This window comes from Candidatus Campbellbacteria bacterium (assembly GCA_028817035.1).
GTDB lineage: Bacteria > Patescibacteriota > Minisyncoccia > Phycocordibacterales > JABAAK01 > JAPPQH01.
The window spans coordinates 22,551-34,311 of the sequence record JAPPQH010000004.1 but is presented as its reverse complement, the minus strand read 5'-3'; the positions used below and the strand labels follow the sequence as shown (position 1 = coordinate 34,311).

General features: G+C 37.0%; 12 protein-coding genes. 6 read left to right on the top strand and 6 right to left on the bottom strand.

What is annotated here, in order from left to right; all coding sequences use genetic code 11:
- Positions 1 to 36 precede the first annotated feature (36 nt).
- Complete coding sequence (locus OXU73_00455; protein ID MDD9867798.1) at positions 37 to 567, top strand: YebC/PmpR family DNA-binding transcriptional regulator; 531 nt, start codon at positions 37 to 39, stop codon at positions 565 to 567.
- Positions 564 to 1,040 (top strand): crossover junction endodeoxyribonuclease RuvC, encoded by a 477-nt coding sequence (locus OXU73_00450; GenBank protein ID MDD9867797.1) that lies wholly within the window; start codon positions 564 to 566, stop codon positions 1,038 to 1,040. Before OXU73_00455 ends, OXU73_00450 begins: the two co-directional genes overlap by 4 nt.
- Before the next feature lie 154 nt (positions 1,041 to 1,194).
- Here OXU73_00450 and tyrS read toward each other — a convergent pair whose 3' ends face one another.
- Positions 1,195 to 2,388 carry a tyrosine--tRNA ligase gene (gene tyrS, locus OXU73_00445; protein MDD9867796.1) on the bottom strand — a complete coding sequence of 398 codons (1,194 nt, stop codon included), beginning with the start codon at positions 2,386 to 2,388 and terminating at the stop codon, positions 1,195 to 1,197.
- A gap of 46 nt (positions 2,389 to 2,434) precedes the next feature.
- Between tyrS and OXU73_00440 the strand changes: the two genes are divergently transcribed.
- Positions 2,435 to 4,927 carry a transglycosylase domain-containing protein gene (locus tag OXU73_00440; GenBank protein ID MDD9867795.1) on the top strand — a complete coding sequence of 831 codons (2,493 nt, stop codon included), beginning with the start codon at positions 2,435 to 2,437 and terminating at the stop codon, positions 4,925 to 4,927.
- Here OXU73_00440 and dnaN read toward each other — a convergent pair.
- Together dnaN and dnaA are read right to left on the bottom strand one after the other, a co-directional pair.
- Positions 4,924 to 6,027 (bottom strand): DNA polymerase III subunit beta, encoded by a 1,104-nt coding sequence (gene dnaN / locus OXU73_00435; GenBank protein MDD9867794.1) that lies wholly within the window; start codon positions 6,025 to 6,027, stop codon positions 4,924 to 4,926. The genes OXU73_00440 and dnaN overlap by 4 nt on opposite strands.
- A 224-nt stretch (positions 6,028 to 6,251) precedes the next feature.
- Positions 6,252 to 7,661: a chromosomal replication initiator protein DnaA gene (dnaA, locus tag OXU73_00430; GenBank protein ID MDD9867793.1), complete on the bottom strand. Its 1,410-nt coding sequence runs from the start codon at positions 7,659 to 7,661 to the stop codon at positions 6,252 to 6,254.
- Between the two features lie 162 nt (positions 7,662 to 7,823).
- Between dnaA and rpmH the strand changes: the two genes are divergently transcribed.
- The 3 genes from rpmH to yidC are packed head-to-tail and all read left to right on the top strand — an operon-like array spanning position 7,824 to position 9,017.
- A complete protein-coding gene (gene rpmH / locus OXU73_00425; GenBank protein MDD9867792.1) occupies positions 7,824 to 7,958 on the top strand; it encodes a 50S ribosomal protein L34 in 135 nt (44 codons plus the stop codon).
- Between the two features lie 3 nt (positions 7,959 to 7,961).
- Positions 7,962 to 8,282 carry a ribonuclease P protein component gene (locus OXU73_00420; protein ID MDD9867791.1) on the top strand — a complete coding sequence of 107 codons (321 nt, stop codon included), beginning with the start codon at positions 7,962 to 7,964 and terminating at the stop codon, positions 8,280 to 8,282.
- A 6-nt stretch (positions 8,283 to 8,288) separates the two neighbouring features.
- Positions 8,289 to 9,017 carry a membrane protein insertase YidC gene (gene yidC, locus OXU73_00415; protein MDD9867790.1) on the top strand — a complete coding sequence of 243 codons (729 nt, stop codon included), beginning with the start codon at positions 8,289 to 8,291 and terminating at the stop codon, positions 9,015 to 9,017.
- Here the strand turns inward: yidC and OXU73_00410 are convergent.
- The 3 genes from OXU73_00410 to OXU73_00400 are packed head-to-tail and all read right to left on the bottom strand — an operon-like array spanning position 9,010 to position 11,760.
- Positions 9,010 to 10,344, bottom strand: coding sequence for a hypothetical protein (locus OXU73_00410; protein ID MDD9867789.1), 1,335 nt, complete (start codon positions 10,342 to 10,344; stop codon positions 9,010 to 9,012). The two genes, yidC and OXU73_00410, sit on opposite strands and share 8 nt — an antisense overlap.
- A 2-nt stretch (positions 10,345 to 10,346) precedes the next feature.
- Positions 10,347 to 10,718: a hypothetical protein gene (locus OXU73_00405; protein MDD9867788.1), complete on the bottom strand. Its 372-nt coding sequence runs from the start codon at positions 10,716 to 10,718 to the stop codon at positions 10,347 to 10,349.
- Position 10,719: 1 nt separating this feature from the next.
- Positions 10,720 to 11,760, bottom strand: a complete 1,041-nt coding sequence (locus tag OXU73_00400) for a hypothetical protein (GenBank protein MDD9867787.1) — start codon at positions 11,758 to 11,760, stop codon at positions 10,720 to 10,722.
- Position 11,761 lies beyond the last annotated feature (1 nt).

Sequence of the window (11,761 nt, the reverse complement as noted above, 5' to 3'; positions counted from 1 at the left end):
GGCGTTAAACATTTAAAAAGTTTAGAATAATAAATTATGTCCGGTCATAATAAATGGTCAAAAGTCAAACACAAAAAGGCGGTTACAGACGCTAAGAAAAGTAAAATTTTTTCCAAGCATGCCGCAATAATTGCCGCTGAGTCTAAAAAAGCAGGAGGTGATCGTTCTTCCCCTGCGCTTAAAGTTGCGATTGAAAACGCAAAGTCAGAGAACATGCCTTCAGAAAACATAGAAAGGGCGATTGCAAAAGGTAGTTCATCTAAAGCAGGCGGTGAAAGTGTTTTGTATGAGATATACGGACCAAGTGGTGTGGGAATAATGGTTCAAGCGGTAACAGATAATAAAAACAGGACGGTCGCAGAACTCAGACACTTAACATCAAAATGTGGCGGTTCATTTGCACAGCCCGGCGCTGTAAAATGGTCGTTCAGTAATGAGGGCGGTGAGTGGATTCCAAAGTCGCCAATCAAATTGAGTGAGTCCGATATGTCCCCTTTGGAAAAACTTGTCAGTGCTTTGGAAGAACATGATGATGTTGAGAAAGTTATAACAAACGCTTCAAAATGATAGTTCTTGGTGTTGATCCTGGATATGACAGAGCTGGGTTCGCGCTTGTCGAAGAAAGTGGTGGAAAGTTCAAGTTAATTCATTCTGAGTGTGCGGAAACAAACTCAAAAGATAATTTTGAAAAAAGGTTGTGGGAGATAACAGACCGTTATAAAAAACTGATAGAAAAGTATAAACCTGATTTTTGTGCGATTGAACTTTTATTTGTCGCGAAAAACAAAAAAACTGCCATGCAGGTTGCTGAGGTAAGGGGTGCCCTGCTTTATACAACAGAAGATAAAAAATTAAAGGTGTTACAATTCACTCCAAAAGAGATAAAGTCCATGGTGTGTGGGGACGGCTCGGCAGAGAAACAGCAAATTTATAAAATGGTCTCTCTGCTCATCCCAACACTACCAAAAGGCAAAAAGGACGATGAATATGATGCAGTTGCTGTATCTATCTCTGGGCTACTCGCCAAAGGAGGAAGTTGAGAAAAGACCTTGCAAAATTTCAAACAGATGATACAATAAAATTGCTCATCTCCTAAATGAGAGACTGCCCAAGTTCTTTTTGGATTCTTCTTTCTTGGGCACTTGAGAGTTTCGCAGGATTGCTCCACACTCCACTTAGCGAAACTCTTTTTTTTTATTTATATTTTACTCTCACTATCCTTCTTTTTCCTATCAATATAATTTCATTGTCCTTTGGTGTGTATATCTCATCTTTTATGCTGTCGCCTCGCTCTGTCTTTATTGCGCCACTTCTTACCAAACGCTTCATCTCTGCTCTTGAGAGATTAAGTGTTTCTGCAATCTCAACAAGGTTTTTTCCCGATGATACCTCTATATCTTCTGCATAGTCAGATATATTCTTTTTTTCTTGAAAAACATCTTCAAAATACTTTTCAGATTTCTCTGCCTCTTCATCGCCATGCAAGATTGAAACCACTTCTTTTGCAAGAGATTTTTTTGCTTCAAGGGGTGTTCTGCTTTTTAACCTATCAATAACATTTTGCTGTAGTCGTGTGAGTAATTTAAAGTATTCAAAAACATATTCATCATTAACAGACATTATTCCTCCATATATTTCCTGTGGAGAAGAATCAAGGGATATGGTATTGCCAAAACTTTTACTCATCTTTTTGCCGTCCAGTCCAGACAGTATTGGTGTCAAAACAACTGATTGTGGTTTTTTGTTGTTGTTTTTTTGTATTGTTCGTCCTGCAATTATATTAAACCTTTGATCTGTTCCACCCAACTCAACATCTGCATTCACAACCAAACTGTCATACCCTTGCATAAGAGGGTAAAGAACTTCTTTTAATGAAACTCTATTCCCTGCTTTGAGTCGCCGTGCTATATTATCTCTTGCTATAAAGTCGGACACAGAAAACATGCCGGCGTGTGATATCACTTCTTCGTATTTAAGATTGTTAAGCCAATTTGAATTGTATAAGATCTCAACCTCAGACGATTTTAATATGCGTTTTATTTGGGTCGCATAATTCTTCATATTTTTCTCAACCAACTTTTTCTCAAGGGATGGGCGCTCTGAATCTTTGTCTGATGTGTCCCCTATGCGAGCCGTGAAGTCGCCTATTATGACGACTGGCGTGTGTCCTGCCTCCTCAAAATCACGGAGTTTCATAAGGAGCACAAGAGAGCCCAAATGAAGTGAGTCAGATGTTGGATCTATGCCAAGCTTTATACGCAACTTTTTCCCGTCCTTTAGCGAACTTTCTATGAATTTTTTATCAATAACTTCTTCTACCCCTCTGGAAAGTATTTCCTTGATTTTTTCAGATGAAATTGATTTTGCCTTTGTCTTTTTGAACCACATATCAATAGGTTTTTATAAATCTACCTTGTGTGTTATTATAGCAAATATGAGGCGTTTTGTTTCAAAGGGTGTCATTATAGCTGTCACTACTGGCATTTCATTATTTTTTCTATTGGCGGGCATACTTATAATATGGACCGCTCTTTTGCCTATTCCAGATCTTTCCTCTTTTGGAGAAAGGAGAATAGAGCAATCAACAAAAATACTTGACCGCACAGGGCAGGTTGTCTTGTTTGATTTTGTGGGAGATAAAAAACGGCAGTTTGTTCCCCTTCACGACATTTCAAGACATGTAAAAAACGCCACGGTCGCGATTGAGGACGGCAAGTTTTATGACCACTTTGGTTTAAGACCTCTCTCTATAGTGAGGGCGACGCTTACCAATATATTTTCTCTCGGCTTTGAACAGGGAGGGTCAACAATTACACAACAGCTTGTAAAGAACACGCTGTTGACTTTTGATAAATCAATTTCCAGAAAACTTAAAGAGTGGGTTTTGTCTATAAAAATAGAGGGGGTGCTTACAAAAGAAGAGATATTGGGGCTTTACCTAAATGAGATTCCATACGGAGGAACTGTGTATGGTGTTGGAGAAGCAAGCCAAGTTTTTTTCAATAAAGATCCTGCGGACTTGTCGCTTGCAGAAGCGGCATATATCGCCTCTCTTCCAAAAGCACCATCTTTTTATTCTCCATATGGAGAAAATGTTGATGCCCTTGAAGAAAGAAAAAATCTTGTTTTGAGAAGGATGTTTGATTTGGGTATGATTGATGAAGAGGAATACAGTTTAGCACTTGCTGAGGAAGTTGTGTTTAGGGATAGGATAGAGACAAACATTAAAGCCCCTCATTTTGTGTTTTTTGTAAAAGATGCGCTATCACAAAGGTATAAAATTAATGACCCTGCATCAGAGGGATTAAGCGTTACAACGACTCTTGATTATAATCTTCAGAGACAGTTGGAAGAGATTGTGAGAAAGGGGGCACTTGAAAATGAAACAAAGTTCAACGCAGAAAATGCTGGTGTTATTGTAACAGATGTAAAAACGGGTGAAATTTTGGCGATGGTTGGGTCAAGAGATTATTTTGATCCTGATATTGATGGTCGGGTTAATGTTACAACTTCTCTTAGACAGCCAGGTTCTGTTTTCAAGCCGTTTGCTTATGCTGCTGCGTTTAATAAAGGTTTCACTCCAAACACGGTTGTATTTGATGTTCCAACCCAGTTTCATGAGTCCTGTGAGCCAGATAATTTTGAAACGGATGATGTGTGTTACTCTCCGCAAAATTACGATAATGTATTCAGAGGTCCTGTAAAAATGAGAGATGCCCTCGCACAATCCATAAATGTTCCATCTGTAAAAACACTTTTCCTCGCGGGTCTTAATGAAACATTCAACCTTGCTCAAAATATGGGAATATCAACTCTCACAGATCCATTAAGATATGGGCTTACTCTTGTTTTGGGTGGCGGTGAGGTCAGGTTGGTTGATGTTGTTAATTCCTATGCAACATTTGGAAGGGAGGGTGTTTTTGTTCCCTACCGCTCCATATTGTCAATAAACAAAAAATCTGGGGGAAATGTTGAAGTGGTTGATCTTAAAGAAGACAAGGTCCTTGATGCAAATGTTGCAAGGATGGTAAATGAGATTTTGGAGAACAATGAGGCAAGGGCTCCGGCGTTTGGCGAACATTCTTTCCTACGCATAGAAGGGCATGATGTTGCTGTAAAAACAGGAACTACAAATGACTATAGGGATGCGTGGATTGTTGGATATTCACCAAATGTTGCCGTTGGTGTTTGGGCTGGAAACAACGACAACTCTCCGATGGTTAAAAAAGTTGCGGGCTTTATTGTTGCGCCAATGTGGAATGAGATTGTAAAAATAGCACTTAGAGAACATGGAGATGAGGGTGATAGGTTTGCCCCACCATTTGTTGATACAAAAAACGCGAATCCTGTTCTTAATGGTGTGTGGATAGGAAATGAAGAATTTGAGATAGACACAATATCAAAAGGTCTTGCGACAGAACACACGCCGGAAGAAACAAGGAAGTTGGGTCACACATTTGATCCTCATTCAATACTGCATTGGATTGATAAAGATGACCCAAGAGGTAGTGTTCCCGAAGTTCCAAGCACAACACCGCAATATCATCTCTGGGAGCACAGTGTTGGCGAGTGGGTAAGGAGAAATGTGTCGGAGAATGATTTTCCAACAAAACCAAATTATGAGGATAATATACACATACCATCAAACTTTCCAGAAGTAAAAATAGTTAGACCAGTTGAAGGTGGTATTTATAAAGAATCAGACGAAATAACAATATCATTTTCTTCAAATGGAAAATACAGGATAAAGTCTTATGAGGTTTATTTGAATGACAACCTTCTTGGTGTTCTTGGATCAATACCCTTTTTCAAATTTATACCAAACCAAACACCACACTCAAAAGATGGAAAAAATGTGATAAAGGTTATTGCACGCGATTCCGTGTTTAACTCCACAACAGAGGAAGTTGAAATAAATATAATTTAATCTATTATTGGCGCAACTATATAAGTGAAGGAGTCATCGTTGGTGTCTTTCATCACCGCTGGTTTTCCGAGTCCATAAAATATTATTTTAAGGTGATTGGATGTTATGGACTGTAGCGGGTCATATATGTATTGGTAATCAAATTTTGCTGAAAACGACTCCCCTATTACATCTGACGGGATTATCTCTCTTGTCCTTCCGACACCGCTATTCTCAATTGTGCAAACACATGTCTTTTTTTCAGAATCTGCCTCTATTCTCATTCTGTTAAATTTATCTGAAAAATATGGCGCTTTCTTAAAAAATGAAAGCAAATCATTCTTTATCAATTTTACCTCAGACACCGAACTTTTTGGTATGAGGTCAAGATATTTAGGAAAAGACCCATCTATCAAGCGCGAGAAGAAATATATGCCATCTGATTCAAATGAAACATATTGCTCATTGAAAGAAACTTTTACCGGCTTGTAGACAGATTTCAAAAGATAATATACATCTGGAACATTTTCAATAGGCAACAAAATATATACATCATTTTCAATTTTTGTGTTAAGCATCTTTTTTTCCGCCATCCGAGATCTATCACCTGCGACAAAATGAAGTATGTCGTCTTTTGTGTATATGTGAAGTGTCGCAAGTTCTGGTTTGGAGAGAATCGGTGATGCAATGTGGGACACATTTTCTATTCCCTGAAGAAGAACCTCTTTTAGAACCTCAAATGTGGTTGTGTTTTCTATTTCTGGAAAAGAAGGAAACTCTTCCTCCTTGAAAAGCTCTATCTCCGCCTCATTGTGTGATGTGCTTATGCTTAGCATAGAACCCTTTTTCTCAATGCTCAATACGGCTTCTGGCGATATGTTTGAAACAAAGCCGTGAAGTATGCTGCCCGGCAAAAGAACAGATCCGTCCTTAAAGACAGTCGCGGGCTGAGTTATTGATATTCCCATATTATTCATTGCCTTGAGAATTATCACATCTTCTTTCGCCTCAATGTGAATTGAATGGACAAGGTTGTTTGTTGCTATAGACCTTTTTTTACTCACCCTATCAGCCAAGGATACACATTTGAAAAAATCTTCTGCTGTCAATTCAAATTTCATATATTTATTATATATAATTATTATATCTTTTATTATTGTCTTCAAACTGTGGAATACAAACTAATTCTTTTATATTGTTGAATATTTTAAGAATATTTCTGTTGATATGTTTCTTAATGAACCTTGCTCCAACCTTAATTAATTTTACATATCCCTTAAGTGTGGTTTGATGTGTGGATTGTTGCAAGGTATTTAACATGATATTAACAGAGTTTGCTATGGTTTTACATATTTAATATTCCGCGTAACTGTCTGAAGTCTTCCGCCAAAACTTTGTTTTTGGTTAGCTCTTTTTTAATTTTTTCACAAGAGTGTATAACTGTTGTGTGATCCCTTTTTAGATATTGACCTATGGTTGAGAAAGGAATGTTTGCATACTCTCTGAGAATATACATAATTAATTGTCTTGCTTGGACGATCTTACGGCTTCTCATTGATGACATAACGGTTTCTTCTTTTATGTCGTAAAAATTACAGACTTTTCTTATAACTTCCTGCATAGACACCGCCTTTTTAGGTCTTATGAACTGTTTTACAAGGGTTCTTATGTTTTCAACACTCAAATCCCCATTTTTCATCTCCATGTGTATGAGTATCAGATTCATAATTCCCTCCAACTCCCTTACACTTGCCTCAACATCTTTTGCTATAAGCTCAACAGTGCTTTCCTGCAATGACAGACCCCTTTCTCTCATTTTCTCCTTTATTATCATACATCTTGACTCAAAATCAGGTGCATTTAATCCAAGAGTTATGCCAGAGCAGAATCGGGACTTTAGCCTTTCCTCTGCCCCATTCAAATCTGCTGGATGAACATCTGAGGAAAGAACCATTTGTTTGTTTGATTGGTGAAGTCGGTTAAAAACATTGAATAGCGCTTCCATAGTTTTTTCTTTGTTCATTAAGAATTGCGTGTCATCAAAAATCAAAAAATCATACTTTTCAAATTTTCCAACAAACCTTCCTATGTCCCCTCTTTTTATGGAGTTAAGAAAATCAGAACAAAACATTTCTGATGTTACATAATATCCGCGTAAGTTTGTGTTCAGTGATTTTAATTTGTTTCCTATTGCTTGTAGCAAGTGTGTCTTTCCAACACCGGCAGGACCGTACACAAAAAACGGATTGTATGTCATGCCAGGTTTGTTTACAACAGCTTCTGCGGCAGTGCTTGCTATCTCATTGAACGGAGCAACAACAAAGGTATCAAAAGTATACCTTGGGTTTAAGTTGTCTTCTCTGTCTATTTGATATCTTTCAAGAGCAAGATCTCCGGATTTGTTAGTATTGTTTTTCACATTTATTTTTCTCTCTCTGTTTGCCAAAGATTTTATATTTGTTGATACAACAAACTTAATCGCTCTCACGCTTTCAACCTTGTCTCTTAGCTCTTTCAAAATAAGTCTGTAGTGTTTTTGGTTGAGCCAACTTCTTGTGAATTCATTTTGGACTCCTATGTGGACAACTCCATCCTTAAATTTAATGATGTGTGTCCCCTTGAACCAAGTCGCAAATGTGGTGTCTTGAACACTTGTCTTTATGTTATCAAGAACCCCCTCCCACAAGGTTGCTGCATTTATAACTCCTTCTGTTTCGACCTTTTTTGTGTTGTAAGAAGAGATGTTGTTCCTCATATTGTTTTATATAGTAACTTATCTGAATAAATTTGTAAATGTAAGACCACTTTCTCATTTGTTGTTGATTTTTTCAACCCCTGCAAAAGTGTAAAAAAAGTGCAAAGGTTGTGGGTTGCAACAAACTCCCATAAAATGTATACTGATTGGTGTTGCTTTATTATGTCAACTACTTATAGTCCAAAAAAGAGAAAACGCTTAAAGACACACGGTTTTTTGAATAGGTCAAAAACCAAAGGAGGTCAAGCCATACTAAAAAGAAGGCGAATGAAAAAACGCACTCGCATAACAGTTTAGGTTATGGTTTTAGAAATAAAGTCGCTTGACAGGGATGGTGTAAAAAAGGTAATGTCTGTTGGTAAGAAATCTTATATTGAAAAGAATATGAAGTTTGTATACACCAAGGGAAGAACAGAAACTGTGTATGTGTCTTTTTCAATAAGCAAAAAGGTGGAGAAGCTTGCAACAGATAGAAATAGAATGAAAAGAATAATGAGAGGCGCACTTGAAAAGAACAAACCAAACCTAAAATCTTTTTCAGGTCTTTTTTTTATATATAACAAAGAACATATAAAAGAAACAATGATAAAATTATTGAAACAAGAAAGGTTGCTTAACTAAATTATTATGGGTTTTTTTTCAACAGTAATATACGCTCCTATATACAACTCTATTATATTTATTATTTCTTTATTAGGAGATAATATCGCTATAGCGATGGTGGTGATACCTATAATAATAAAAATAATACTGTTTCCACTTTTGATGATATCGTTTCACAATCAACAGGTCCAGGAAGAGATAAGCAAGAAGATGGAAGAGATAAAGAAAAAATATGAAAACAACAAAGAAGAGTTTTTTATAAGGATACAAAAACTTTTCAAAGAACACAACTTCCATCCGTTTTTGGGAATCCTTTCAATAATACTTCAGATACCAATTATAATAACAGTTTCTCTTATAATAATTAGAGATGAGATTTTTGTCGCAAGAAGTGATTTACTATATTCTTTTGTAGAGTTTCCTTCAACTATAAATGGATCTTTACTCAACATTGATCTTTCCTCACAAAGTTTGTTACTTGCAGTTTTTGCTTTTATCTCACAATACTTTTTATTGAAAGCTATTTTTTCTCGTCCAAGAAAGGCATCAACAGAACAAATGGATTTGATGAGAAAAAAAATGGAAAAATGGATGTTTATTATTTTGCCCCCAATGGTCGCCATCACCTCTTTTTACCTCTCGGGCGCGGTTGCCCTCTACTGGACCGCAACTGCCCTTGTTTCTATATTGCAGGAAATGCTGATATTTAGACCAATGGTGATGAAGCGAAACAGCAATAATAAGGCTAATTAAAGGCTACCCAGACCGACTCATCCCTCTTGTTTATGAAAACAACCTTTTTGTCATCATCTGTGACAATCGCCCTATAAAAATCAACCTCCTCTCCTGCCTCTCTTGTGGGGTCAATGGTCTTGAATATCTCGCCATTTTCCATATTTATAAAGAGAATACTGTCCTCAAAAACACCCTCTCCTCTATACCAAGAATCAGGAAGGTCTGAGGCTATAAAACCATCGCCATCTAAATCTTTGGGAACGCCACATACTATTATCTTGTTTCCCATAGCACATTTTTCAGCAAGTGTTTGAAAACTGAAAAGAACAACTCTTTTTGATTTGTTATCAACAAGGCTTATCCTAAGCAGACCGTTAGATATAAAAGATATAACAAACTTATCAAAAGATTTTGGATTTGCAATAGAAAGCCCGTCCACATCTCCTGTTACTAAAGATAGATTACCGCTATTTTCAACCTTATATAAAAATCCTTTTGTAAATCTTGAAGGAGCTGTCAAAACACCAATCGCTCCGTCTTCTGCAACAATTGGTCTCCATGAGAGAAACGAGGACTCAAAAACTTTTGCCGGTGATCTGCCACCTGTGTTTGTAACAAAACCTTCAACGCCAGATTCATTTTGATTGATATAAAAAACTTTTTTATTTTTGGAAGACCACCCTATAAAAGGAGCACTTTGTAATAATGTCCCTCTTGTTAGTTTTGAAAAGCCACCAGTTTCTACTCCTATTGTTGTGAATAATGTCCTCAATTCATCTGTCTGTATATCCTCATATTGAACAACCGCCCCTTCCCCAGAAACAATCGCGTTTCTGACACGCAAAATACTCGCGTTGGTTATTCTTTTTGGAGTGTGTATAGATTCTTTGTTTCCCAATTTTATTTCATATATATTTCCTGATGACCTCTCAACCAAACGAACTTTTGAATCCAACAAATTCAAACCAGCAGCCGCTTTTGGAAATATTTTAACAGCATTTGAAATACCCGATATGTCTCTACTGGTTGTTTCCACATTTCGCGCATCTGCCCCTCCTTCATTAACCGATGGGTTGTTTTGGGTGTTTATATTCTCAAAAGAGTCAACATCCCCATCGGTTTCTACCACTTGGGAATTAAAAAAATCATCCTGTGTATTGTCTGTCTCCACATCCTCAATCTCATCTATAAAACTAAACGGAACTTCTCCAGAATCCCCACTATCTCGCACAGATATGTTTGAACTGGTATCAGAAAGAAACCAAAGAACTGAACCGACCACCAAAACAATCATAAGAAAAATTACACTCCCTATCACGACAATTTTTTTATTTCCAGATTCCATATTTATATTCCAATTTCCTTTAAGACATTTGTGCCCCATATCGTTTGGAATATGAGATATGATGAAAGAATTACCACAACGCCAAGAATGGAATAAACCATATATTCCTTCCCATCCACCTTTTTGGGTATTGCCTCAGAAAATATATAAATAAAAGCACCAAAAGAAAACATAATAACAGCAAGTATTCCACCGACAATTATCAAAAACTCATAGAGATCTCCCACAAATTGCCTTGCATCACCGCCGCTATCCACAATCTCATTACCACCCCTTAGATTTACTATAATTCTGTTTTGCGCAACGGTTGGTGTGGCAAGTAAAAAAATTATCAGCAACCAAATGGACAAGTATATTTTCTTTATATTTTTCATATTAATATCTAACATTTATATCTGAAGTTGAAGAAGCGCCCTCAATACTTCCCACACTCACCGCATCAACTTTTAATTTCGCCACACTTTTTTCATTGTTTGAACTGGAAGGGCGGAGAGTTATTTTAGAAAGATTATCTACATTACCTATACTATCGCCATCAAGCGTCCATGAAAAAGAAATTTGTTTGGTTTCATCAAAGAAATAAGGAATCGCAATAATATTAAGATCTTCTTCAACATCTACATCACTTAGGATTCTGTTGGTTAATGTTCCTTCAATGGGATCTTGCTTGTATAAAAGAACTTTTGGATCAATGGAGAAAAAAGAAGGAAACACAATTGACTTTGTAACAAACAAACCAATTTTGTCTGAAGAAATTATTGCCCTTATGTCCTGTTCGCTTGTGTTGTTTAATAATCTGAAAGTAAATGAGTCCCCACCTCTTGCCCTTGTAACCTCTCTATTATTAACTATCCATTTGATATCAAAATCAGAAGCACTCATATTATTACCCTCTCTGTTTACCGCTCTTATTATCAAAGTCGCTTTTACCGAACTGTTTTTTGGCGGAAGAGGGCGTCCGTAATATAAAGGCGTGGTTGATGTAAGTGCTTCCCACACAATCTCTATGTTCGCAGGAAGGACAGATGTTTTTCCGCTATATCTCAAACATCCACCAGACCTTGCCTCAAACACGACATCTATCGCTTGGCCAAAGTCTCCTGCTTTTATTGTTATCTCACTTTTGTCATCTATTTCAACTTCTCTATTATTAACCTTCCAAACAACATCTAACGCATCAATGTTTCCACCCACTCTCGCAGACACCGCAAAATCCTCAAAAGGTTTTGGATGAGAGCCTATTACAGACAAAGGAACAAGAGAAGAAGCCAGACATTTACTCGGACCTGCTTGTTGGAATGGTGTCCGTGTGTTTCTCAGTGTGTCTACCACCGGAATTTGCGCCACAGCAACCTGTTCTGCTGAAAACAACAAAACAGCAAATACCAAAGCAAAAGAAAACAATAAATATCGCATT